The sequence below is a fragment of the Pyxidicoccus sp. MSG2 genome (assembly GCF_026626705.1).
Classification (GTDB): domain Bacteria; phylum Myxococcota; class Myxococcia; order Myxococcales; family Myxococcaceae; genus Myxococcus.
On record NZ_JAPNKC010000001.1, the window covers coordinates 10,578,078 to 10,601,589 of the forward strand.

General features: G+C 71.0%; 17 protein-coding genes. 9 read left to right on the forward strand and 8 right to left on the reverse strand.

Annotated elements, in window-relative coordinates; all coding sequences use genetic code 11:
* Nucleotides 1–6: 6 nt before the first annotated feature.
* Nucleotides 7–921 (reverse strand): peptidoglycan-binding protein, encoded by a 915-nt coding sequence (locus OV427_RS50650; protein ID WP_324290027.1) that lies wholly within the window; start codon nucleotides 919–921, stop codon nucleotides 7–9.
* A gap of 210 nt (nucleotides 922–1,131) precedes the next feature.
* Between OV427_RS50650 and OV427_RS41325 the strand changes: the two genes are divergently transcribed.
* Both OV427_RS41325 and OV427_RS41330 read left to right on the forward strand, forming a co-directional pair.
* Complete coding sequence (locus OV427_RS41325; RefSeq protein ID WP_267861722.1) at nucleotides 1,132–1,860, forward strand: BON domain-containing protein; 729 nt, start codon at nucleotides 1,132–1,134, stop codon at nucleotides 1,858–1,860.
* Nucleotides 1,861–1,965: 105 nt separating this feature from the next.
* A complete protein-coding gene (locus OV427_RS41330; RefSeq protein WP_267861723.1) occupies nucleotides 1,966–3,120 on the forward strand; it encodes a serine hydrolase domain-containing protein in 1,155 nt (384 codons plus the stop codon).
* A 58-nt stretch (nucleotides 3,121–3,178) separates the two neighbouring features.
* Here the strand turns inward: OV427_RS41330 and ileS are convergent, their stop codons facing one another.
* Nucleotides 3,179–6,913 carry an isoleucine--tRNA ligase gene (ileS, locus tag OV427_RS41335; protein WP_267861724.1) on the reverse strand — a complete coding sequence of 1,245 codons (3,735 nt, stop codon included), beginning with the start codon at nucleotides 6,911–6,913 and terminating at the stop codon, nucleotides 3,179–3,181.
* 34 nt (nucleotides 6,914–6,947) lie between these two features.
* On the reverse strand, nucleotides 6,948–8,339 hold the full coding sequence (locus tag OV427_RS41340; RefSeq protein WP_267861725.1) for an MBL fold metallo-hydrolase RNA specificity domain-containing protein: 1,392 nt from the start codon (nucleotides 8,337–8,339) through the stop codon (nucleotides 6,948–6,950).
* 33 nt (nucleotides 8,340–8,372) lie between these two features.
* Between OV427_RS41340 and OV427_RS41345 the strand changes: the two genes are divergently transcribed.
* Nucleotides 8,373–9,752, forward strand: a complete 1,380-nt coding sequence (locus OV427_RS41345) for a sigma 54-interacting transcriptional regulator (RefSeq protein WP_267861726.1) — start codon at nucleotides 8,373–8,375, stop codon at nucleotides 9,750–9,752.
* Nucleotides 9,753–9,770: 18 nt separating this feature from the next.
* Here OV427_RS41345 and OV427_RS41350 read toward each other — a convergent pair whose 3' ends face one another.
* Nucleotides 9,771–10,784: a zinc-binding alcohol dehydrogenase family protein gene (locus tag OV427_RS41350; protein WP_267861727.1), complete on the reverse strand. Its 1,014-nt coding sequence runs from the start codon at nucleotides 10,782–10,784 to the stop codon at nucleotides 9,771–9,773.
* 116 nt (nucleotides 10,785–10,900) lie between these two features.
* Here OV427_RS41350 and OV427_RS41355 point away from each other — a divergent pair, with 116 nt between their 5' ends.
* The gene (locus OV427_RS41355; RefSeq protein ID WP_267861728.1) at nucleotides 10,901–11,785 is read left to right on the forward strand and encodes a LysR substrate-binding domain-containing protein; all 885 of its coding nucleotides are present in this window, start codon (nucleotides 10,901–10,903) and stop codon (nucleotides 11,783–11,785) included.
* Nucleotides 11,786–11,834: 49 nt separating this feature from the next.
* On the opposite strand, the gene OV427_RS41360 is transcribed toward OV427_RS41355, so the two are convergent.
* From OV427_RS41360 to OV427_RS41375, 4 genes are all read right to left on the reverse strand, one after another.
* On the reverse strand, nucleotides 11,835–12,851 hold the full coding sequence (locus OV427_RS41360) for an alcohol dehydrogenase (RefSeq protein WP_267861729.1): 1,017 nt from the start codon (nucleotides 12,849–12,851) through the stop codon (nucleotides 11,835–11,837).
* Nucleotides 12,852–12,998: 147 nt separating this feature from the next.
* A complete protein-coding gene (locus tag OV427_RS41365) occupies nucleotides 12,999–14,345 on the reverse strand; it encodes a serine/threonine-protein kinase (RefSeq protein WP_267861730.1) in 1,347 nt (448 codons plus the stop codon).
* Between the two features lie 50 nt (nucleotides 14,346–14,395).
* On the reverse strand, nucleotides 14,396–18,241 hold the full coding sequence (locus OV427_RS41370) for a serine/threonine-protein kinase PknK (protein ID WP_267861731.1): 3,846 nt from the start codon (nucleotides 18,239–18,241) through the stop codon (nucleotides 14,396–14,398).
* Between the two features lie 138 nt (nucleotides 18,242–18,379).
* Nucleotides 18,380–18,652, reverse strand: a complete 273-nt coding sequence (locus OV427_RS41375; protein WP_267861732.1) for a helix-turn-helix domain-containing protein — start codon at nucleotides 18,650–18,652, stop codon at nucleotides 18,380–18,382.
* Between the two features lie 236 nt (nucleotides 18,653–18,888).
* Here OV427_RS41375 and OV427_RS41380 point away from each other — a divergent pair, with 236 nt between their 5' ends.
* The 5 genes from OV427_RS41380 to OV427_RS41400 all read left to right on the forward strand — a co-directional run bounded on the left by OV427_RS41380 (nucleotide 18,889) and on the right by OV427_RS41400 (nucleotide 23,512).
* On the forward strand, nucleotides 18,889–19,296 hold the full coding sequence (locus tag OV427_RS41380; RefSeq protein ID WP_164000398.1) for a (deoxy)nucleoside triphosphate pyrophosphohydrolase: 408 nt from the start codon (nucleotides 18,889–18,891) through the stop codon (nucleotides 19,294–19,296).
* A 1-nt stretch (nucleotide 19,297) separates the two neighbouring features.
* The gene (locus OV427_RS41385; protein WP_267861733.1) at nucleotides 19,298–20,233 is read left to right on the forward strand and encodes a hypothetical protein; all 936 of its coding nucleotides are present in this window, start codon (nucleotides 19,298–19,300) and stop codon (nucleotides 20,231–20,233) included.
* A 146-nt stretch (nucleotides 20,234–20,379) separates the two neighbouring features.
* Nucleotides 20,380–22,437, forward strand: a complete 2,058-nt coding sequence (gene ftsH, locus OV427_RS41390) for an ATP-dependent zinc metalloprotease FtsH (protein WP_420718382.1) — start codon at nucleotides 20,380–20,382, stop codon at nucleotides 22,435–22,437.
* Between the two features lie 109 nt (nucleotides 22,438–22,546).
* On the forward strand, nucleotides 22,547–22,792 hold the full coding sequence (locus tag OV427_RS41395; protein WP_267861734.1) for an RNA polymerase sigma factor region1.1 domain-containing protein: 246 nt from the start codon (nucleotides 22,547–22,549) through the stop codon (nucleotides 22,790–22,792).
* A 99-nt stretch (nucleotides 22,793–22,891) separates the two neighbouring features.
* The gene (locus tag OV427_RS41400) at nucleotides 22,892–23,512 is read left to right on the forward strand and encodes a nucleotide exchange factor GrpE (RefSeq protein ID WP_267861735.1); all 621 of its coding nucleotides are present in this window, start codon (nucleotides 22,892–22,894) and stop codon (nucleotides 23,510–23,512) included.

Consider the following 23,512-nt stretch of genomic DNA (forward strand, 5'->3'; position numbering starts at 1 on the left):
GTCGCTTCAGCGGCGGAACTCCCAGTGCCACGGCTCGGAAGGCACGGTGCGCGCGAAGCCGTACTTGCTCGCGTTCGCCGCCAGCCAGCGGTACGTGGAGGTGCCGGTGCCGCCCACGTTGATGTCCACCGCGATGCCACCCTGGTGGTTGGAGTAGCCAGGCTTCGCCGCGAGGTTGCCCGTGCCGTTCTGGTACGCGCGGTAGAGCGCCTGTTGCTCCGCCATGGTGCGGAAGCCGCTGTTCACCTTCAGGGTGATGCCCGCTGCCCTCGCATCCGCATACATGCGGTTGTACGCGGCCGCCGCATCCGAGCGCATCACCTTCCCGTTGGGAACGGAGGCGACGGTGATGTTCCGGGGCGTGCCATTCACATAGCCCGTGACGACCTTGCCGCCACCGCCAGGGCCCTGCGTCACGGGGCCCGACACCTTGATGCCCAGCTTGTCCCACGTCTTCGGGCCCACGACGCCGTCGGCCGTCAGGCCCTTGGCTCGCTGGAAGGCCTTCACCGCGGCCTCCGTCTTGGGACCGAAGGAGCCGTCGGCCGTACCCGCATTGAAGCCCAGCGTATTGAGGCGCTTCTGCAGCGCGCGCACCGGCTCGCCCTTCGCGCCCTCGCGCAGCGTGGGGCCGGAGCCCCCGGAGGACGCGGGCGGCTTGTTGAGCGCCGCCCACGTCTTCGGGCCCACGACGCCGTCGGCCGTCAGGCCCTTGGCCCGCTGGAAGGCCTTCACCGCGGCCTCCGTCTTCGGACCGAACGCGCCGTCCGCTGCGCCGGGATTGAAGCCCGCGGCCTTCAGCTTGTTCTGCAGCGTCACCACGGAGGCGCCCTTCGAGCCCTCACGGAGCGTGGGCGGAGCGGCGAGGGCCGCCGTCTGGCGGAGCGCGGTGGCGGAGGAGGCTCGGGCAATGGCGACCATGGGGGGCTGGTCCTTTCCCTGGAAAATGAGAGAGCGCCCCTATTCTCTGAGGCTCCAAAGAAAAGTTTCTCGCGATGCGTCAGAAAAGTTCGGAATTCAGGGCGCGGCCCCTGCTCGCCCGTCGGCGCGTCATCCTCCTCCGGAGGTCATCGCTAACTTTGGCGCGAGGGCCCGCGGACGGTGGGCCCGCCGACACCCAGGAGGTGGAGAGTGGCCACGCCCGAAGAGCTCACCCGAACGGTTCACGATGCGCTGAGCGGCGAGCCGCGCATCGACTTGCGGCGTCACCCCATCCGTCTCGGAATCGAGTGGGGAGACCTCCTCATGGAGGGCGAGGTCGAGGACGTGGCCGCGAAGAAGCTGGCCCTCGAGCGGGCGGCCGCCGTGCCGGGCGTGGACCGCATCATCGACAAGCTCCGCGTGCGACCGGCCCGGCCGATGACGGATGGGGAGGTGCTCCAGCATGCCTGTGATGCACTGCTCGGGGAGTCAGCGCTCCGGCACATTGGCCTGCGCAGTCGGGACGGCTCGCAGGTGCGCGAGCTGCGCGCCGCGCCGCCGGGCTCTCGGGGTGGCTCCATCGAGGTTCGGGTCGAGGACGGGGTGGTGACGCTCGACGGTGATGTGGGCGGACTGGGGGCCAAGCGGCTGGCGGAGGTGCTCGTGTGGTGGATTCCCGGTGCGCGGGACGTGGTGAACGGCCTCGGCGTGGAGCCACGCGAGGAGGACAATGACGGTGAGGTGGCCGAGGCGGTGCGAATCGCCCTGGAGAAGGACCCCTGCGTGAACGCGGGGAACATCCAGGTGGCCACGCGGTACAGCATCGTCACGTTGACCGGCGCGGTGCCCAGTCCGGAGCAGCGGCACATGGCCGAGATGGACGCCTGGTACGTCTGGGGTGTGGACCGCGTGGTCAACCAGCTCCGGGTGATTCACTGATGCAATCCGGTTGTACCGCACCGGCCGCCGGCTTCTGCAGCCGCTCTCGTCAGGGCCTTCGGGTGCACTAGGCTCGCCGCTCCTTTCTCACCGGAGCCCTGCCTCGTGCGCGTCCCCGCCCTGCTGGTGGCCTCGCTGGTCTTCGTCCCGCTGCACCCGCACGCCGCCCCGGCGCCCGCCCGGAGGGACGCCGCCAGTGCGCCCGGGCGCGCCGCACTGCGCGCTGAGCCCACCGTGGCGATTGACCGCGCGCTCGAGCGGCGCGTGGACGCCATCCTCGCCGAGGAGATGCAGTTGCAGGAACTGCCCGGGGCCATCGTCGCGGTGGTGCGTGGCGGGAGCGTCGTCGTGAAGAAGGGGTACGGCGAGAAGCGCCGGGGCGGCGGCGAGCGGCCGGACTCCGCCACCGTCTTCCACATCGGCTCACTCTCAAAGGCGCTGGCCGCGGTGGGCGCGCTGACGCTCGTGCAGCGCGGACAGCTCGCCCTGGACGTGCCGGCCGCGCGCTACCTGCCCGAGCTTCCCAAAGCCTGGCGCGCCATCACGGTGCGCCAGTTCCTGGCGCACGCGAGCGGCATCGGAGACAAGGTCGGCCAGCCGGCCACCTGGGAGGAGGCGCTCGCGGGCTACGCAGGCACGCCGCTCGACTTCGCCCCGGGCACGCGCACCGCCTACACCAACTTCAACTATGCGGTGGTCGGCAGGCTGGTCGAGTCGGTCAGCGGCCGGCCCTTCGTCGCCTTCATGCGCGAGGACGTCTGGCGCCCCGTGGGCATGGTCGACACGGGCTACCCGGCCACCTCTCGCAACCTCGCCACCGGCCACGAGCGGAAGAAGGGCCCCTGGCGGGAGATGCTCCCCGTGCCCCAGGGCCCCTACGGCGTGCCCTCCGGGTTCCTCTCCACGACACTGGATGACCTGGTGCGGCTGCACGCGGCCCTCGAGCGCAACGTCGCGCTCGACGCGGCCACGCGCGAAGAGCTGCTCACGCCCTACCCGGGGGGGAAGAAGAATGGCACCGGCATGGTGCTCGGCTGGAAATCGAGTCGCACGGGTGGGCGCAACGGCGCGCTCGTCGTCAGCAAGAACGGCGCGGCGGACGGATTCTCCAGCCTCTTCACGTGGCTGCCCGGCCGCGGCGACGCGGTCATCGTGGTGGTCAACCGCAAGGGCGAGGGCGTGGAGACGGCGCGCATCGTGGCCCGGCTGGCCGAGGCTGCCTTCGGGCTCGAGCTGCGCGCGCTGGGGGATGAGGGCTGAGAGGGATTGTCTCGCCGTCGGCGCCGCGAGCACGTGGCTCGCGGCGCGACGACTTCGTTCAGCCCCGCTCGACGCGGATGCGCGCGGGCAGGCCGTTGAGGCTGACTTCCTCCTCCTTGCCCGTGAGGCCCTCGGGGCCGACGTGGATTTCAGAGGCCAGCGTCTCGCGGGAGATGAGCTCGCGGGCCTCGTCCGTCACCCGCTTCACCCGGGCGTCGCCGTCCACCCACAGCCGGATGCGGTCCGAGTAGCCGAGCTCCATGTCCTTGCGAGCCCCCTGCACCCTCGCCAGCAGCTCGCGCACGAGTCCCTCGTCCACCAGGGTCTCCGTCAGCTCGGTGGCCAGCACCACCACGCCCACGCCCGCACCCGCCGCCGCGTAACCCGGCGTGGCCTCCACCAGCGTCTCCAGCTCCTCCGCCGGGAAGACCATGTCCTCGCCGGCCACGTTCATCGCCACCCGGCCCGTGCGCAGCAGTTCGCCGTGCAGCGCGCTCCCATCCCCCGTGTCGAATGCCTTGCGCACCGGCGCCAGCTTGGGCCCGAGCCGGCCGCCCACCGCGCGCAGATTGGGGCGCACGCGGAAGCGCACCACGTCCGCCTCCTTGCTGCCCGGCTCCAGGAAGCGCACCTCGTGCACGTTCAGCTCGTCCGCGATGAGCTCCCGGTACACCGCCACGCGCTCCGTCAATTCCTTGCGCGCGAGGATGACGTCCGCGCGCGACAGCGGCTGGCGCACCTTCAGCTTGTTGTCCGTGCGCACCTTCAGGCCCAGCGACACCAACTCGCGCACCGCGCCCATCTCCGCCGCCAGCCCCTCGTCCATCAGGCTCGCGTCCACCTCCGGGAAGCGCGCGAGGTGCACGCTCTCCGGCTGTGACTTCGGCCACGGCTTGCGCACCAGGTTGCCCCACAGCTCGTCCGCGAAGAAGGGGATGAAGGGCGCGGACAGCGCGGCGATGGTGGTGAGCGCCTCGTACAGCGTGAAGTACGCGTCCTGCTTGTCCTGCTCGAAGCCGGGCGCCCAATAGCGCGGGCGGCCGCGGCGCACGTACCAGTTGGAGAGCGCGTCCACCAGCGCCACCAGCCGCTGGGCGGCGTCGTAGACCTGGTAGGTGTCCAGGGCCTTGGAGACCTCGCGGAGGGTGAACTGCACCTCCGAGAGAATCCACCGGTCCAGCACCGAGCGCTCCTTCACCTCGCGCCAGCCCTGGCTCTTGCGCACGGCCAGCCACGGCGCCTCGGTGGCGTCCGTGTTGCCCGCCGCCGGGTTGAAGCCGTCGATGTTCGCGTAGATGGTGAAGAACGAGTAGACGTTGCGCAGCTTGACCTGGAAGTCCTTCTGCAGGAGCCGCACGTTGGCCAGCGAGTGGCGCGTGTTGGACCACGACGGGCTCGCCGCGAAGAAGAACCAGCGGAACGCGTCCGCGCCGGGTGCGCGGGTGGTCGGGTCTCTCAGCACCACGCGCTCGGACGGCGCCAGCCGGGGGACCTCCACCGGCATGACGTCCGCTCCGCGCTTGGAAGGCGCCACGCCGAGCGCCTGCAATTCAGCGGGGGCGAGCAGCGCCACCCGGCGCTTGAGCTTCTTGTGCACCTTCAGCGTGACGGTGACGACGGTGTCCGCCCGGTCCGGACGGAAGAGCTGCACCTTCGCGCCCTCCAGCAGGTCCAGCCCCTCCAGGTCCTCGCGGGCGATGAGCGCCACGCCAGCCTCGCCGGGCATGCCGGCCTCCGCGGCGGTCAGCACCGCGAAGTCCATGCGCACCTCGTCGAGGATGATCTCCGGCGGGGTGTAGTTGCCCTTGGACTTGGACTCCTTCTTGCCGTCCTTGTCCGAGACATGGCCGAGCACGATGCAGTTCTTGTACGGGTGCGGCCAGCCGCGCGGGGGCGTGAGGCCCATGCGCTGCTGCGTCTCCTCGTCGAAGACGAGCGTGCTCACCATCAGCAGCGAGTAGAACCAGCCGCGCGTCTGGTCGATGGCCTCGGAGATGAAGTCCGCGGGGAAGGTGCGGTTGAAGACCTCGCGCGAGCCCGGCGCATGCGGGAAACCCCACTGCGCGAAGGGCATGCAGCCCGAGTCGAACCACACGTCGACGACCTCGGGCACGCGTGCGAAGCGCCCCGAGCTACCGGGCTTCTGGTACGTCACCTTGTCGATCCACGGCTTGTGGACGATGAGGTGCTCGGCGTTGGATTCGTGTGGCTTGCCGGCGAGGAAGGCGCGCAGCTCCGCCTCCACCTCGGCCAGGTTGCTGCCCGGCTTCTCGCGCAGGGCCTGGAGCGAGGGGATGGCCTCCACCTCGCCCGTCACCGAGTGCACCCACAGGGGCAGCGCCGTGCCCCAGTAGCGCTCGCGCGAGAGGGCCCAGTCCACGTTGTTGGCGAGGAAGTCGCCGAAGCGGCCTTCCTTGATGTGCTCGGGCACCCAGTTGACGGCGCGGTTGTTGGCGATGGCCTGGTCCTTCACCGAGGTGGTGCGGATGTACCAGGCGGGCCGTGCGTACTGGATGAGCGGGTCGTTGTCCGCGCGCCAGCAGAAGGGGTACTCGTGCTTGTACTGGTCGGCGAGCAGCAGCAGCCCGCGCTCCTTGAGGTTGCGCTGGATGTCCTTGTCCGCGTCCTTCACGAAGCGGCCGGCGACCAGGGGGAGCTCGTCGATGAAGGTGCCGTCCGGCTTCACCGCGCAGAAGATCTCCAGCGCGTCCGGGTTGGCGAAGCGCGGCCTGTCCTTGCGGAACGTCTCGTAGTCGTCTTCACCGAAGGCCGGCGCGGTGTGGACGATGCCCGTGCCGCTGTCGAGCGTGACGTAGTCCGCGCCCACCACGCGCCATGCTTGAGCGTCCTTGCCGCCGTCCTTGAGCGGCAGCTCCACGTCCCCGGCGCGCTTGAAGTAGAGGTCGAAGGGTGGGGTGTAGCGCCGGCCCACCAGTGCGCTGCCTTTCTGCGTGGCCAGCACGGGCAGGTCCTTCTTGAGCTTCTTCGCCAATTCCTCGCGCAGCGCGGCGGCGAGGATGAGCTTGCGGTCTCCCGCGTCCACGGTGACGTAGTCCACGGACGGGTTGACGGCCGCGTACATGTTGGACGGCAGCGTCCAGGGGGTGGTGGTCCAGATGAGGAGCGCGGTGTCCGGTGCGTCGCGCAGCGGGAAGGCGACGTAGACGCTGGGGTCGTCCACCGTCTTGTAGCCGAGGCCCACCTCGGCGGCGCTCAGCGCGGTGCCGCCCTGCGGCCACCACCACACCACCTTGTGGCCCTGATAGAGCAGGCCCTTGCGGAACAGCTCGGCGAGCGCCCACCACACGCTCTCCACGAAGCTGCGGTGGTAGGTGACGTAGGCCGTCTTCAGGTCGACCCAGAAGCCGATGCGCTCGGTGAGGCGCTCCCACTCGGTGGTGTAGCGGAAGACGGACTCGATGCAGCGCTCGGTGAAGGGCTCTACGCCGTAGCGCTCGATTTCCGCCTTGCCGTGGATGCGGAGTTCCTTTTCGACTTCCACCTCCACGGGCAGGCCGTGGGTGTCCCAGCCGGCCTTGCGGGGGACGTAGTGGCCGCGCATCGTCTGGTAGCGGGGGAACAGGTCCTTGATGACGCGGGTGAGGACATGTCCGTTGTGGGGCAGGCCGTTGGCCGTGGGCGGCCCCTCGTAGAAGACGAAGCTGGGGGCGCTCTCGCGACCCTCGAGCGTGCGCTCGAAGATGCGGCGCTCCTTCCAGAAGGAAAGGATGCGGCGCTCGTCGGCGGGGAAGTCGAGTTCGGTGGAGACCGTGGAGAAGAGGGGCTGAGCCATGGCGCGCGGAAGATAGCACCGGGCTCACGGCGCACTACGCAACCAATTCCAGTTCGACTTTCTCCATGTACCCCGGCACGTACGCCTTCCAACCCTTCGCTCGTACCTTCTGGCGGAGTCCCTCCAGCGCCTCGGGCTCTCCGTGCACGAGCAGCGTCTGCCGGGGAGGCGACTCGAAGCCCTCCATCCAGCGCATCGTCTCCGTCCAGTCCGCGTGCGCGGAGAAGCCGCTCACCGTCTGTATCTCCGCCGCCACTGGCACCATCTGCCCGTGGATGCGGACCTCCTTCTCGCCGTCCAGCATCCGCCGCCCGCGCGAGCCCACCGACTGGTAGCCCACGAACAGCACCGTGTTGCGCGGGTCCGGCAGGCGGTGCTTCAGGTGGTGCAGCACCCGCCCGCCCGTGGCCATGCCCGACGCGGAGATGATGATCGCCGGCCCCTCGTGCATGTTCAGCCGCTTGCTCTCATTCGGCGACGTCACGAACTTCGTGCGCCGCGTGGCCAGCGGGGACGCGCCACGCTCCACCAGCGACTTCATCACCAGGTCGTGCTCCTCCGGGTGCGCCAGGTAGATGGGCGTCGCGTCACACGCCATCGGCGAGTCCACGAACACGTCCACCACGGGGATGCGCTTCTCGTCCTCCAGCTGGCGCAGGTGGTAGAGCAACTCCTGCGTCCGTCCAATCGCGAAGGCCGGAATCACCACCACGCCACCGCGGTCGAACGCGCCCTTCACCGCGTCACACAGCGCCTCCATCGGCTTCGTCTCGCGGTGCTGCCGGTCGCCGTAGGTGCTCTCCACCACCAGCGTCGTCGCCGAGGCCACACTCTGCGGGTCCCTCAAGATGGGCGCCTGATAGCGCCCCAGGTCACCGCTGAAGACCACCCGCTGCCGCGTGCTCTTCAGGTCGAACACGCACACCGCCGAGCCGAGGATGTGGCCCGCCCGGTAGAAGGTGAGGGTGATGCCGGGGAGGATTTCCTTCGGCCGCTCGTAGCCGAACGTCTCCATCAGCCCCACCGCCCGCTCCGCGTCCGGCACCGTGTACAGCGGCAGCGCGGGCCGGTGCTTGGAGAAGCCCTCCTTGTTCGCGTAGCGCGCCTCCTCCTCGTGCAGGTGTGCCGAGTCCGGCAGCAGCAGCGCCGCCAGGTCTCTCGTCCCAGGGGTGGAATACACGGGGCCGTCGTAGCCCTCGCGCACCACCCTGGGCAGGCCGCCCGTGTGGTCGATGTGAGCGTGCGTCAGGACGATGGCGTCCAGGCTGGAGGGCGGGAGGGGGAGCGGCTGCCAGTTCCGCTGACGGAGGTCCTTCTGTCCCTGGAACAGGCCGCAGTCCACGAGCACCTTCCGGCCGTCGTGCTCGAGGAGGAACTTGGAGCCGGTCACAGTGCCGGCGGCACCGAGGAAGTGGAGAGAGGCCATGCACTCATTCTAGCGTGATAACGTGCAGCGCCCATGAGCATCTCCGAGCGACCGCCGGGCGCGAGCCGTCCCCCCGAGGGCCCCGAAGACGTCCAGCAGACACGGCCTGTCGGCGAGGGCCGGCCGGGCTTCTCCGGCGCCGTCCGCCGCTTCCGCTTCACCGTCCTCGAGGGGCCCCAGCCGGGCCTCGTCAAGGACTCCAACGCGGACACCTTCTCCATCGGCTCGCACGCGCTCAACGACCTCGTCCTCGAAGAGCCCACCGTGTCGCGCTTCCACTGCGAGGTGAAGATCGACCGCGACGGCGCCCGCGTGCGCGACCTCGACAGTCGCAATGGCACGGTGCTCGACGGCGTCCACGTGCGCGAGGCCTACCTGCGCGGCGGCAGCGTGCTGCGCCTGGGCCGTGTCAGCGTGCGCTTCGACTTCAGCTCCGAGAGCAACCGGCTCCTCATCTCCGAGCGCACCACCTTCGGTGAATTGGTGGGGCACTCCGCGGTGACGCGCGCCAGCTTCGCCCTCATGGAGCGCGCCGCGGCCAGCGACGCCACCGTGCTGCTGGAGGGCGAGACGGGCACCGGCAAGAGCCGCGCGGCCCTCGCCATCCACCGCGCGAGCGCCCGCGCGTCCGGGCCGTTCCTCACCGTGGACTGCGGCGCCATCCCCGGCAACCTCCTGGAGAGCGAGCTGTTCGGCCACGAGAAGGGCTCATTCACCGGCGCGCTCCAGCGCCGCGTGGGCGCCTTCGAGGAGGCGGACGGTGGCACCATCTTCCTGGACGAGATTGGCGAGCTGCCCGCCGAATTGCAGCCCAAGCTCCTGCGCGTGCTGGAGGACCGGGAGATTCGCCGGCTCGGCTCCAACACGTACCAGCCCGTCAATGTGCGCGTCATCGCCGCCACGCACCGGGACTTGCGCGCCGAGGTGAATGCGGGCCGCTTCCGGCCGGACCTCTTCTTCCGGCTCGCCGTGGTGCGCATCCTCATCCCCGCGCTGCGCGAGCGCCCCGAGGACATCCCCTTCATCGCCCAGCGCATCCTCGCGACCTTCGGCGCGGACGCCGCCCAGGTGGAGTCGCTGAGCACGCCCGAGTTCATCGCCCTGCTCCAGCACGCGGCGTGGCCCGGCAACGTGCGCGAGCTGCGCAACCACCTGGAGCGCTGCCTCGTGTTCCAGGACGCCATGTCGCCCGCCACCGAGGACGTGAGTCCCCAGGGCGTGCTGCGCAGCATGGTGGACCCGAAGCAGCCCTACGCCGAGGCCCGCCGCCGCGCCCTGGAGGCGTTCGAGCGCGAGTACCTCGACGCGCTCCTCAAGCTTCACGGTGGCAAGGTGTCCCAGGCCGCCACCGCCGCGGACATGGACCGCGTGTACCTGTACCGGCTCTTGCGCCGGCACGGGTTGCGGACCTGAGCCGCGGGCCGAGCGCGGTCAGAAGCCGCTGAGAACGACCTTGCCCAGCGTGCGGCTGCTCTCCACCTGCGCATGCGCGCGCTTGAGGTTGGCGGCGTTGATGGGCCCCAGGTCGGCCTTCATCGTGGTGCGGAGGACTCCGGCGTCCACCAGGTCCGAGACCTCGTTGAGCAGGTGGTGCTGGGCAATCATGTCCGGCGTCTCATAGCGCGCGCGGGTGAACATCAGCTCCCAGTGCAGCGAGGCGCTCTTGGACTTCAGCTTCGTAATCGGCAACGGCTTCGCCGGGTCGTCGATGAGCCCGAGTGCTCCCTGCGGCGCGAGCACGTCGACGATGGCATCGAAGTGCTGCTCCGTGTGGGTGAGCCCGAGCACGTACTCCACGCCTCGCGGTGCCACGGCCTTCACCTGCTCCACCCAGGGCTTCGAGTGGTCGATGACGTGGTGCGCGCCCTGCTCGCGGACCCAGGCCTGCGACTCGGGGCGGGACGCGCTGGCAATCACCGTCAGTCCCGTGAGGCGCCGCGCGAGCTGGATGGCGATGGAGCCCACTCCGCCCGCGCCACCGAGGATGAGCACGGAGCCGGCGTCCGCGGGCTTGCCGATGCGGACGCGCAGGCGGTCGAACAGGAGCTCCCAGGCGGTGATGCTGGTGAGCGGGAGCGCGGCGGCCTGGGCGAAGCTCAGCGACTTCGGCTTGCGGCCGACGATGCGCTCGTCCACCAGGTGCTGCTGTGCGTTGGCGCCGGGCTTGTCCAGCGAGCCAGCGTAGAACACCTCATCGCCCGGCTTGAACAGCGTGGCATCCGGGCCCACCGCGAGCACCGTCCCCGCGGCGTCCCAGCCGAGGACCTTGTCCTTGCCCTTCGGGTCCACCCCGGCCCGCACCTTCACGTCCACCGGATTCACCGAGATGGCCTCCACGTGCACCAGGAGCTCTCGGCCCGTGGGCTTCGGGGTGGGGAGCTCGATGTCGATGAGGCTCTCGGCGTGCTCGATGGGCAGCGGCTGGCGGTAGGCAATGGCTCTCATGGGGTTCTCCTCGGGGCAGCGGGGCGTGGCTCCGTTCGAGGGGAAGAATGCGGCCTCCATGTGATATCGACCATTGATAGTTGACATCATCGAAATAAGCACCGCATATCAATTTCATGCGCTACACCGACCTGGACATGGAGCTGCTGCGGGCCTTCGTGACGGTGGTCGACGCGGGCGGGTTCACCGCGGCGGGGGCGCGGCTCGGGCGCACGCAGGCGGCCGTGAGCATTCGCATCAAGCGGCTGGAGGACCTGCTGGAGCGGCAGGTCTTCGACCGGAGCAGTCGTGCGCCGTTGCTCACCCGGGATGGGGAGCTGCTGCTGAGCTACGCGCGGCAGATTCTCAAGCTGAACGACGAGACGGTGCAGCGCTTCATCGAGCCGGACAGCGAAGGTGAGCTGCGGCTCGGGGTGGTGGAGTACTTCGTGCCGCAGCACCTGCCCATCGTCCTGTCCCGCTTCACGCAGGCGTATCCCCGGGTCCACATCGAGGTGAAGGTCGGGTTGAACGTGAACCTGTCCGAGCTGCTCCAGCAGGGACAGCTCGACATGGTCATCTGCCGGCGCGACCACCCGCGACAGGGGGGCAGGGTGGTGCGCCGGGAGCGACTGCGGTGGGCGGCCACGCAAGACTTCTGTGCCGACGCGGCTTCGGCGCTTCCCGTCTGCTCGCTGCCGGCGCCCTGCATCTTCCGCTCTCGGGGGCTCGCGGCCCTGGACTCCATTGGACGCGCCTGGCGCGTCATCTACACGAGCGAGAGCGTGACGGGGGTCATCGCCGCGGCGCAGGCGGGGCTGGGCGCCGCCATCCTGCCGGAGAGCGCCATGACGGGAGGACTGAGGCCCCTCACCGTCGAGGAGGGCTTCCCGGAGCTCGGGGAGATTGAGCTGGCCATCTTTGGAGAGGAGCGCGCGGAGCGGAAGCGGCTCATCTCCACGCTCGTGCGCTTCATCGAGGAGAGCCTGCGGCCACTCGATGCGCCCCGCCTCATCGGGTAGCAAGGCGGCGAGGGAAGGGGCGAGCCCCGTTCCCTCACGCGGGTGCGGCTCAGCGAACCTTGAGCACCACCCGGAAGCGGGCGTGGTTGCTCATCATGCGCTCGTAGGCCTCGGAGGCGCGCTCGAAGGGGAACACCTCGTTGCGTGAGCGCACGTCGGCGAGCTTGCTGAAGGCCAGGGTGTCCTGCGAGTCCTGGGGGATGCCGCTCGGCCAGCCCTGAACGCGCAAGCGCTTCAGGAGCATCTGCAGGCCGTTGACCTGGATGGGCTCGCTACCCGCGCCCAGAATCAGCAGCGTGCCATTGCGGCCCAGTCCCCCGACCAGTTCGCTCGCGAGACGGCTGCTCGAGGCCGTCACCATGATGACGCGCGCGCCGCCGAGCTTCTGGAGTGCCTCGCCCGCCGGGCCTTTCTCCGTGTCGATGTACTCATGTGCTCCGAGCTCGAGGGCGAGCTGCCGCTTGTCCCCTCCACGCGAGATGGCGACGGTGCGGTAGCCGAGCTTGCGGGCGTACTGGATGCCCAGGTGGCCGAGCCCGCCAATGCCCTGCACCGCGACCAGTTCTCCCGGCCGCACGTCCATGTGGCGCAGGGAGTTGAACGTGGTGACGCCCGCGCAGAGCAGGGGCGCGGCGTCCACCGAGTTCATTCCCTCGGGCACCCGGGCGAGGGCGTCCTGGGGAGCCACCATGTACTCGGCGTAGCCGCCGTCGTAGCTGATGCCGCACACCTGCTGCACTACACAGGTGACGAAGTCGCCGACGCGGCAGGCGTCACACTGGCCGCAGTGGCCGCCGTGCCAGCCCACGCCCACCTGCTGGCCCTCCTTCCAGGCGGTCACCCCGGGGCCCGCCCGGTCGATGCGCCCCACCACCTCGTGGCCCGGCACCCGCGGATATTGGATGGGCATCCAGCCTTCCTTGGTGATGGCATCACTGTGGCAGACGCCACACGCTTCCACCGCGAGGCGGACCTGCCCGGGGCCGGGCTCGGGCACGTCCCGCTCTACGATTTCAAATGGGCCCCGGGCCTCCCGCACCTGAACCGCCTTCATCTTCCTGGCCATCGCGCCTCCTCTGCGTGTGTGGGACGCGAGTGAATATGGGCAGGGCCCTGGCGCGCGGATGGGTCCGCTGGGGAGGGGGACGGACAGGAGGGCGGATGCCGCCCTGGGCATGGCGTTCGGCGGCACGAGTGCCTGGCCGCGAAGTGCTCAGCGAGGAAGGGCGGCGTCGGCCCACGTCACTGTTCCGGGCGCGCCTCCCGTGGTCCAGAGGTCCAGCCGCAGCAGGTCACCGCTGGCGAGCCTGGGCCGTCCCTGCGCGTCTCGCGTGACTTCGCCCGGCGCCGTGTGCGCATAGACGCGGACGTGGGCCCTGGAGCCGGCCAGCTCGCACGCCCGGGTGAGGACCTCCTCCGCGAGCACCCGTGCCGAGTCCAGGGCCTGGGTCCGGGCCTGTGCCTCCTCGGGGAGCGCGTGCCAGGCGAGCAGGACGTTGCCGCCGTCCACCGCGAACATCCAACCCGCTGCTTCCAGCGCATCGCGGGCCGCATCCAGCGCCGCTTCCTTCGCGTCCAGGTCCTCGTCCGTGAGCTCCTCGTGGGACTCGGGGAAGCGCACGTCCACATAGAGGCCCGCGGCCCACGGCGGTGACGAGAAAGGAGCCAGCGCCGCGCGCAGGGCTTCGAGGAACGCGGGCACATCCGGCCACCGGTCCTCGGGGCGCTTCGCGAGACAGCGCTGCACCACGGCCTCCAGCACGGGAGGCGCCTGCACCCGCTCGCCCAGGCGCGGGGGCGGGGCGTGCAGATGCTGCTCCTCCACCTCCACCGCGCTCGTGCCCTCGAAGGGGAGCCGTCCCGTGAGCAACTGGTAGAGCAGGACTCCGAGCGCATACAGGTCCGTGCGCGCATCCACGGTCTGCCCGCGAATCTGCTCCGGTGCCATCGCCACCGGGGTGCCCAGCACGGCGCCCGCGCTCGTCAGGCCGGAGAGTCCCTCGGGCGCCTGGACTCGCGCGATGCCAAAGTCCACAAGCTTCACGGTGAAGCCCTCCGCGCGCGGGAGGACCATCACGTTCTGCGCCTTGAGGTCTCGGTGCAGCACGCCCCGGCCGTGCGCGAAGTGCAGCGCTCCGCCCAGTTCCTCCATCACCGTGAGCGCCTCGGCGGCGGAGAAGGGGCCCCGGTGCGCGAGCCACTGGTCCACGCTCTCTCCCTCCAGCCACTCCATGGCGAGCCACGGCCGGCCGTCGCGCAGCTCGCCGTACTCCAGCACCTCCACGATGTGCGGATGGCGGAGCGCCTGCAGCGTGTCTGCTTCCTGCTTGAAGCGGCGGAGCACCTCGCTCACATGGTTGAACTGCTCGCGCACCACCTTCAGCGCGGCGGGCGCGCGGGTGGACAGGTGGCTCGCGCGGTAGAGCCACGCGGTGACGCCGGGATGGACGCGGGCCTCCACCACCCAGGGGCCCACCAGCGCTCCAGGCTCCAGCTCGTCGCCGTAGAGGGAGAGTTCCGCTTCGGGCGCTGCGTCGTCACGTGGGGGTGCTCCGGCCATGGACCCTCCGGCTGCGGGTTGTCTCCCCCTGCTAGCACGGGCCGGGCTGCTCAGGAGGGTCCGCGTGCTTCCCTCACCAGCGCTCGCACCCGCTCCGTCCAGAGGGGCGCTTCGTGCGCCGTGGCTTCGACTTCCTGCACGCGGGCCAGGACTGTCGCGTCGTCACCCGCGGCCCGCGCCGCTCTCGCCGCCCAGACGAGAATCTCCAGGCGCTCGTCTGGTGTGGCCTGCTGCCGCGCCGCTTCCACCAGCGCGGCCCATTCCGGCGCGGCGTAGGGATGCGTGCCCTGTGCTTCGTGCACCACGCGGCGGACCACCGACAACATCAGCCGGTCCCCAGGCAGCAGCCGCATTTGCGTGGAGGGCTCGTCCAACCACGTGAGCTGGCGCGCGGCTTCCGGCAGGTCTCCCAGCTCGCAGCACAGGCGCGCCACGAGCAGTGCGTCCTGCGCCATGGAACTCGGGAAGAAGCGCTGGCTGAGCACTCCCGCGCGGCGGGCCAGGGGGAGCGCTTCCGCGGCCCGCCCCTGGTAGCCGAGCAGCAGCGACAGGTTGAAGGCCGAGGTCCGCTCTATCTGCACGTTGCCCAGCTCGCGCCCCAGCAACACGGCGCGCTCCAGGTCCGTCCGGGCTCCCTCCACGTCACGGCGTTGCACGTGCAACACCATCCGGTTGTTGAGCGCCACGCCCAGGTGCAGCGTGTCTCCCGTCGACTCGCAGAGCGCGATGGCCTCCTCGAAGCGCCTCGCCGAGTCTTCCAGGTTCCCCGTCCACGCCAGCATCGCGCCGAGCATGGCCAGCGCAATCGCCTCCGTCTCCGCGTCGCCTCCGGCCCGTGCGGCCTCCACGGCCCGCTCCAGTGGAGGCACCGCGCCCGTGATGTCCTCCCGCCTCACCACGACGCGCGCCTGGGCCAGCGCATGGCGCGCGGCCAGCTCCGGTGGCACGGCATCCCCCAGGCAGCGCAGGGCCTGCTCCAAGAGGGCCGTGGAGCCGTCCGGGTCGTCCTGCCAGTCGAGCGCAGTGGCCTCCTCCAGCAACAGGTCCGCCTCGTGCACCACGTCCCCGCGGGCCTCCGCCAGCGCCCGCGCGGCGCGCAGGTCCGCCAGGGCATCGTCGATGCGCTGCAGCCGGTAGCGCACGCGCCCGCGTCCGGACAGCAGCTCCAGCCGGACGGCGTCGTCCCCGCGCGGCAGCAGGTCCAGTGCGGCGGAGTAGTGGCGCTCCGCCTCCAGCAACCGGTGCGCGCGGCGCCCGGCCTCGGCCAGCATGCGGTGGAGCGCGAGCGCCTGGGGCACGTCTCCCGCGGCCTCGGCCAGCCGGGCCCTGCGAGTGGCGGGGGCGTCCGGCAGGGCCCGCAGCGCCGCCGCGCAGATGCGCCGCCGCAGGGCGGTGGGCAGCAGCGCGCCGAAGGCGTCGCGCAGGGTGGCGTGCTCGAAGCGCCAGCGCCGGGGCCCGCGTGGCTCCAGCATGCCCGCGCGCGCCAGCCGCTCCAGGGCGACACCCGGGTCCAGGGACAGGTCCAGCGCGTCGTCCGCCTCCAGGTGCGCGAGCGTCGCGGACAGCTCCTCCAGCCGCACCTCGTCGCCCAGCAGCGCCGCCACCTGGAGCAGGGAGCGCAGTCCGGAGGGCAGGGCCGCGAGGCTCCGCTCCGCGAGTCGCTCGTCCGGGCGTGGGCTGTCCGAGGCCAGGCCGTGCAGCGCGTCCGCCGCCAGGTAGTTGCCGCCCCCCGCCTGGGCGCGAATGGCTCCGGCCGCGCGCAGCGCCCGCACCGTCTCCAGCATGCGCAGTGGTGAGCCGCCACACCGCTTCACCAGCTCCCGCAGGACGCCCTCGGCCAGCAGGTCCACGGGCCGCAGGAGCTGGCGCAGCAGCTCGCGGGCCGCGTCGTCCCGGAGCGGAGGCAGTTCCCGCTGCGCCGAGTCCCGCGCGCGCTCACCGAGGTACGGACGCAGGCCCAGGAGCCGGTGCCGCCCGGCGAGCACCACGCAGAGCGAAGCGTGGATTCCGGCCAGCGTGGCCAGCTCCAGCGCATCGAGCGCGGTCGGGTCCAGCGTGTGGGCGTCATCCACGAGCACCACGAGCGGCCGTGCCGCGGCGAGCTGCCACAGCCGTGAGGCCAGGGCGCGGGCGATGAGCTGCCGCCGCGCGGCGGGATGCGAGGTGGGCTCCGAGCTCGCGAGGAGGTGGCGCACCGCCTCGTCGGGAGGCGTGGACGCCGGCAGTCCGAGCACGGTGGTGATGAGGTTGCGCAGGCCGCTCTCGCTGGCGCTGCCCTCGTCCGGCTGGGCTTCCACGAAGAGGACGGACACGCTCGGGGTCCCGCGCAGCTCGCGGTGCCACTCCGTGAGCAGGCGCGTCTTGCCCAGCCCCTCCTCGCCCAGCAGCGTGCGCAGGGCCGGAGCGCCGCTGGCGCGGACTTGCGCGAGGCCCTCTCGCAACCAGGCCAGCTCCGCCTCCCGGCCCAGCGTGACGTCGATGGAGGGCAGCACCACCTCGGGCGCCAGCGTGCGGCCTGGCTCGGCATCGCCCAGGTGGGCGCGGGCCTCCTCGGTGAGCGTGGGCTGCGCGACAGTGCCGGGCGCCGGGGGAGCAGGCCACCAGCGCTCGGGACGCTCCAGCGCGGCGCCGCCCACCGTCATCCTCCCGGCACGCTCGCGGATGCGCAGGGGCGCGCAGTGGATGATGCGCTCCGCGCCGGACGGGAGCATCGGGGCCAGGGCCTCGGCGGACTTGAGCGCCGCGCGCAGTCCCACCTCCACCGTGCCCGCATGGGGGAACGCGAAGACGGCGAGCCCTGCCTCCACCCGCGCCAGCTCCGCGCCGAACGCCGCGAGCTGCGAGAGCATTGCCGGCACGTCCATCGACGTCTTCACCCCGAGCAGGGCCACCTCCCGCGGGCCCTGGGGCGCACGGGTCGCCTCCGTGTCGTCTTTCGAAGACGAAGGCGCGGAAGCGGAGGGCTCCCCGTGCCGCCCCGTCGTGTCCGCCAGCACGCGCCGCAGGTCCGCCGCCAGCGCCGCCGCGCTCGGGAACCGCTCCTCCGGGTCCTTCGCCAGCAGCCGCTGCACCAGGACTTCGACTGGCGCGGGCACCGGCCAGGGCGCCAGCTCCCTCAGTGAGGGAGGCCGGCGCGACACGTGCGCCTGCAACACGGCCGCAGAGTCACCGACGAACGGTGGCCGTCCGCACAGCAGCTCGAAGTAGACGACTCCCAGGCTGTACAGGTCCGCCCGCGCGTCGATGCTCCGGGCGTCGCGGCATTGCTCGGGCGCCATGTACTCGTGGGTGCCCAGGCGCTGGCCCGTGCGCGTCAGGGTGACGGCGGGCGCCGTGGCGTCCTCCGTCGCGCCCAGGCGCGCCAGGCCGAAGTCCAGGAGCACGGCCCGGGCTCCGGCGAGCATCACGTTCTCCGGCTTGACGTCCCGGTGCACGACGGCCGCGGCGTGCACGTGCCCCATGGCCTCCGCCAGCGCCACCATGAGGGGTGCGGCCTCGGCCCACGGCAGCGCACCCGGACCGGGCAGCTCCGCCAGCCTGCGCGCGAGCGTGAGCCCGTCGATGCGCTCCATCACCACCAGCGGCTCACCGGCGCGCGTCGTCCCCTGGCCCAGCAGCCGGGGCGCGGCGGGTGGACCGATGCGGCGCAGCGCCTCCACCTCGCGCTCCAGCCGCTCGCTCGCCAGGGGCTCCAGCACCTTGAGGGCCACCTCGCGCCCGTCCTCGGCCCGGAGCGCGGAGAAGACGCGACCGAAGCCGCCACGCCCCAGGGGGCCTCCCACGGTGTAGCCCGTCACCTCCGGGGGCACGGCCGGGGCCACCGGCGGGCGCGGCTCGGCCGAGGGGTGGAGGGGGCAGCGCTCCGCCACGCGGCGGTGACAGGTGGGACAGCGCATTCGAAGGGAGAACGCCTGACCCGGGGAATCATCGCCGGTCAGCCGCGAGGACGGAAGGAGACCCTGCGTCTAGCCCTCGCGGCCACCGGGGAGGGGCGAGGAAGGCTCGGAGACGGCCCGGAGGCCCTCCCGGGACACTCAGTCCGACATCTCCGGCAGGTCGGGCAGCGTGTCCGGGTCCAGCTTGAGGATGACGCACAGCCGCGTCAGCGTGGAAATGGTGGGCACCATGACCCCCCGCTCCACCCGGGCGAGGACCTCCACGGGAATCTCCAGACGCTCGGCGACCTCTTCCATGCCGAGCCCCGCCTGCTGGCGGGAGGCCTTCAGTGCCGCGCCGAGCACCTCGGCCTTTTCCCTCCGACTCGTGTTCATGGCCCCGAGCATGACGCCATCCGGTCCGTCCGTCATCCAATTCACCACATGGACTGTACCCGACGCATGGCCTCGAACATTGGCGCCGGGCCCGGGGGCCCCCGTGCAAGCCACCCTCCCGTCCCCGGTAGGTGTGCGGCCCGGCGGGGAGGGACTGGCCACCCCGTCAGGTCGTGCGCACGGTGGCGGTAGGGGGCTGTGGCATTGGCGCCAGGGGCTGTGTTAGGTCGCCCCTCCCCGGTATCCCCCTGGGCAGGAGACAGGAGAAGCGAATGGCCCGTCGCCACGTCCGCGTCGTCGGTGCAATGCTCCAGAACGACGGGGGGCGCTACCTCATCACCCAGCGCCCTCCCAAAGCTTCGCTGCCCCTGCTGTGGGAGTTCCCCGGCGGCCGCGTGGAGGAGGGCGAGGACGACGCCACCGCGCTCGCCCGGGAGATTCAGGAGGAGATGGGCGTGGCCGTGCACGTGCTCGAGCAGGCCATGCACACCCGCCACGAGTACCCGACCTACGACATCGACTTCCGCGTCTTCCACTGCCGGATGGCCGAGCCCGAGGGCAACATCCGCCACCTGCGCGTGCACGACCACCGCTGGGTGACGCTGGAGGAGATGTCCGGCTACCGCTTCCCGGACGCGGACGCCAAGACGCTGGCGAAGCTGCTCGACCTGGACTCCTGACGTGTCGGCCCGACTGGCCCTCGTCCTGGCCCTGCTGGGGGGCCTGTTCGCCGGCTGCTCGCGCTCCAAGCCCGTCCCGCCCGGAGCCACCCCTCCGGATGCCGGCTCCCAGGTGCCCGCCGTAGGGGTGCCCGGCTGTACCCTCTACGGCGAGCCCCGCCAGACGGGCACCGTGCCGGACGTGCTGCCCGAGTTGTCCGGCCTGGCCGCCAGCCAGCGCCACCCCGGCGCCTTCTGGGCGCACAACGACTCCGGCAACGCCTTCGAGGCGTTCGCCATCGACGAGAAGGGCGCCGTCCGCGCGAAGCTGACGCTCACCGGCGCCGACCCCCGCGACGTCGAGGACGTGGCGGTGGGCCCCTGCGTCCCCGGGGACTCGCGCTCGTGCGTCTTCCTGGCGGACATCGGCGACAACTTCGAGCGCCGTGACGTGCTGCGCATCTACCGCTTCGCGGAGCCCGAGGCGCTCGCCGACGCCACCGTGCCCGTGGAGGTGCTCTCCTTCTCGTACCCCGACGGCTCGCACGACGCGGAGTCGCTCATCCTGGACGCGCGCTCCGGGCGGCTGGCCGTCATCACCAAGACACGCAGCTCGCTGGGCGACGTCTTCGCCCTGGACGGGGCCCGGCCGGGCGCGACGGTGACGGCGACGAAGCTGGGTTCGCTGGAGGTGCCGGAGGGACTGGATGTGGCCACCACCGCCGCGTCGCTCCACCCGTCCGGCCAGCGGCTGCTGCTGCGCACGTACAGCCGGGTGTGGGAAGTGCGACAGCCGGACGCCGCCCGCCTGGAAGACCTCCTGAAAGGGCAGGTGGTCGAAGTGCCGGGTGCAAGCCAGGCTCAGGCGGAGGCCATCACGTTCCTACAGGACGGTAACGGCTACCTGCTGGGCACGGAGTTCACCAATCAACCCTTGTGGCTCACGGGATGTCGCTGATCTGGCGCAAGGGTCGGCACTGCCCGTGAAGCCCGCTTGCCGGGTTGACGGTATGGCGACGGTGAACATCTTTGGCCACAGCCAGGGTGCCCCCACATGGGCAAGGTGTCCCTGTGAGTGGGAGGGGGAGGGCGAGCGTGCCGACGATGAAGCCACAGGATTTGCCGCCGGGTATGGGCCCGCGCGGGAAGAAGACGGACAAGCCAACACCGACACCGGGGAAGGGCTTCAGGTTCGGCTCGCCTCTGGGCTACATCTTGTTGCTGGTCCTGGGCTTCCTGCTGTTCCGCAACGTCTTCCAGGACGCGGGCGTGCGGCGAGTGAGCTACAGCCAGTTCCGGGATGCGGTGGAGGCCGGCAACTTCAGCCGGGTCCAGATTTCCAACGAATGGGTGAAGGGCTTCCTCAAGGACACGGCGCAGCCGCCTCCGTCCTCGACGGGAGACCGCGCGCTGCGCAGCGAGCCCAGCGCGTTGCCGTGGATGGCGTACCGCGTCCCCGGTGACGAGGGCCTCGTCCCGCTGCTGGAGCAGAAGGGCATCCAGTTCGAGGCGGTGCCGCAGTCCGGGCTCGGCGAGGCGCTGTGGATATGGCTGCTGCCGCTGGGCCTCTTCGTCTTCTTCTGGAGCTTCATGATGCGCAGGATGTCCGGCGGCATCGGCCAGGGCCCGCAGAGCGTCATGAGCTTCGGGAAGACGCGCGCCAAGGTGCAGGCCGAGGCCGACACCGGCGTGGGCTTCAAGGACGTGGCCGGCGTCGACGAGGCGGTGGACGAGCTGCGCGAAATCGTCGAGTTCCTCAAGACGCCGGAGAAGTTCCGCCGCCTGGGCGGACGCATCCCCAAGGGCGTGCTGCTCGTGGGCCCTCCGGGCACGGGCAAGACGCTGCTGGCGCGCGCGGTGGCGGGTGAGGCGGGCGTACCCTTCTTCAGCCTCTCCGGCTCCGAGTTCGTGGAGATGTTCGTCGGCGTGGGCGCCGCCCGCGTCAGAGACCTCTTCGCGCAGGCCACGGCGAAGGCGCCGTGCATCATCTTCATCGACGAGCTGGACGCCATCGGCAAGAGCCGCAACGCGGGCGTCGCCGGTGGCCACGACGAGCGTGAGCAGACGCTCAACCAGCTGCTGGCGGAGATGGACGGCTTCGACAGCCGCGCGGGCCTCATCATCCTCGCGGCCACCAACCGGCCTGAAATCCTGGACAGCGCGCTGATGCGCCCGGGCCGCTTCGACCGGCAGGTGCTGGTGGACCGGCCGGACAAGCGGGGCCGCGAGCGGGTGCTGGAGATCCACTCGAAGGGCGTGAAGCTGGGACACGACGTGGACCTCAAGTCCATCGCCTCGCGCACGCCGGGCTTCGCCGGCGCGGACCTGGCCAACGTGGTCAACGAGGCCGCGCTGCTCGCCGCGCGCCGCAACCGCGACGCGGTGATGCGGGCGGACTTCGAGGAGGCGATTGAACGCGTGGTGGCGGGCCTGGAGAAGAAGAACCGCCGCATGAACGAGCGCGAGAAGGAGATTGTCGCGCACCACGAGGCGGGCCACGCGGTGGTGGGCTGGATGATGCCGTACGCCGAGCGGGTGACGAAGGTGTCCATCATCCCCCGCGGCCTCGCGGCGCTGGGCTACACCATGTCGCTGCCGCTGGAGGACCGCTACCTCATGTCGCTGGAGGAATTGCGCGACAAGATGGCGGGCATGATGGGCGGCCGCGCCGCGGAGGAGATCTTCGTCGGAGAGATTTCCACCGGTGCCTCCAACGACATCCGCCAGGCCACGGAGATGGCCCGGATGATGGTCCGCGACTACGGCATGAGCTCCCTGGGCCCCGTCGCGCTGAGCGCCGACCACGGGCCGGGCTTCCTGCGCTCCGCCGGTGTGCCCGAGGTGCGCAGCTACTCGGAGCAGACAGCGCGGATGATTGACGAGGAGGTCCGCAAGCTCGTCAGCGAGGCGCTGGACAGGGCCCGCGAGGTCCTTACCATCCACAAGGACAAGGTCCAGGCCGTGGCGGCCCGACTGCTGGCCACGGAGGTCATCGAGGAGGACGCGATGGCCGCCATCCTCGGTCCCAAGGTGGTGGCCCAGCGCGGCCTGCTGCACCCGGAGGCGCGTCAGGTCATCTCCGCGCACCCCGTGGGAGTGGGGGAGCACGACGAGCAGACGCCGCCCACGCAGCACGCCACCAAGACGCCCCTGGACTCATAACGGGACGCCTGGGCGCCTGCCCTGCTGCCGTCCATTCGCCCACCGACGCCGCGGCTGCCTGCGGCGTCCGGTGGGCGAAATTATCTTGAGCGCTAAAGGAGGCGTCGCCGTGGAGAACAGGATCGGCAAGAGCTACGTGGCCCGGAAGACCCTTTTCGCGAAGGGGCTGAAGGATGGACGGCTCACGGTTCAGGAGATCGAGGAGGCGCTGCCTCCGGGGACCCTGACGGCGGCGGAGCGGTGGCTCCTCTACTACTCGCTGCGCGCGGCGCAGGTGGAGATCATCGACGAAGTCACGGGACAGGTGGACCACGGCTTCATGGCCGAGACTCCCGCCGCCCCGCAGGAGCATTAGGCTCCTCGCGCGTTGACAGGTGCGCGCTCGCGGTTACGTTCCGGGCAATCCAACCCACACGCGCACGCGCGCACCTCCCATCGCCTCAGGTTCCTCGACATGGCCGGCAATCCCCACAGCGACGCAACCCCTGAAGCCCCGCAGGCCCAGACCGCCAACGGCGGGGCGCCCGGCCCGGCCTCCGAGGAGGCCACCGCGCAGCAGCCGACGGAGCCCTCTGCGCCGAAGGCCGACCCGGAGAAGGAGCGACTGCTGGCGGAGCTGGACGGCACCCGGAAGAAGTACGACCAGCTCGCCCGCGCCTACCAGGACGTGAACCGGGACCGGGAGGAGTTCAAGCAGCGGCTCACCCGCGAGCGCGACCGGATGATGGACGTGGAGCGCGGCAACGTCGCCACCACGCTCCTGGAGGCCATCGACGAGCTGGACCGGTGCCTGGCGGTGAGCGGCCAGGACGCGTCCCCCCTGGCCCAGGGCGTGCGGATGATCCGCGACGCACTGTTGACCAAGGTGCAGGGCACCGGAATCGAGCGCATCCAGGTGGTGGGGCAGCGGTTCGACCCCAACGTGGCTGAGGCCTCGGACATGGAGATCACCACCACCCCGGACGAGGACCAGCGCGTCATCTCCGAGGTGCGCGCGGGCTACCGGCTGAAGGACCGCATCATCCGCCCCGCCCGGGTCAAGGTGGCCAAGTACGTGGCCCCGGCCCAGGCCTGA

What these genes read in the sequence shown, in the direction of transcription:
- OV427_RS41350 (WP_267861727.1), bottom strand. Translation starts at nt 10,784, where the DNA reads ATGAGAGCCATTGCCTACCGCCAGCCGCTGCCCATCGAGCACGCCGAG.
- OV427_RS41400 (WP_267861735.1), top strand. Translation starts at nt 22,892, where the DNA reads ATGGCCGGCAATCCCCACAGCGACGCAACCCCTGAAGCCCCGCAGGCC.
- ftsH (WP_420718382.1), top strand. Translation starts at nt 20,380, where the DNA reads ATGAAGCCACAGGATTTGCCGCCGGGTATGGGCCCGCGCGGGAAGAAG.
- OV427_RS41375 (WP_267861732.1), bottom strand. Translation starts at nt 18,652, where the DNA reads ATGACGGACGGACCGGATGGCGTCATGCTCGGGGCCATGAACACGAGT.
- OV427_RS41370 (WP_267861731.1), bottom strand. Translation starts at nt 18,241, where the DNA reads ATGCGCTGTCCCACCTGTCACCGCCGCGTGGCGGAGCGCTGCCCCCTC.
- OV427_RS41365 (WP_267861730.1), bottom strand. Translation starts at nt 14,345, where the DNA reads ATGGCCGGAGCACCCCCACGTGACGACGCAGCGCCCGAAGCGGAACTC.
- OV427_RS41355 (WP_267861728.1), top strand. Translation starts at nt 10,901, where the DNA reads ATGCGCTACACCGACCTGGACATGGAGCTGCTGCGGGCCTTCGTGACG.
- OV427_RS50650 (WP_324290027.1), bottom strand. Translation starts at nt 921, where the DNA reads ATGGTCGCCATTGCCCGAGCCTCCTCCGCCACCGCGCTCCGCCAGACG.
- ileS (WP_267861724.1), bottom strand. Translation starts at nt 6,913, where the DNA reads ATGGCTCAGCCCCTCTTCTCCACGGTCTCCACCGAACTCGACTTCCCC.
- OV427_RS41345 (WP_267861726.1), top strand. Translation starts at nt 8,373, where the DNA reads ATGAGCATCTCCGAGCGACCGCCGGGCGCGAGCCGTCCCCCCGAGGGC.
- OV427_RS41340 (WP_267861725.1), bottom strand. Translation starts at nt 8,339, where the DNA reads ATGGCCTCTCTCCACTTCCTCGGTGCCGCCGGCACTGTGACCGGCTCC.
- OV427_RS41380 (WP_164000398.1), top strand. Translation starts at nt 18,889, where the DNA reads ATGGCCCGTCGCCACGTCCGCGTCGTCGGTGCAATGCTCCAGAACGAC.
- OV427_RS41360 (WP_267861729.1), bottom strand. Translation starts at nt 12,851, where the DNA reads ATGGCCAGGAAGATGAAGGCGGTTCAGGTGCGGGAGGCCCGGGGCCCA.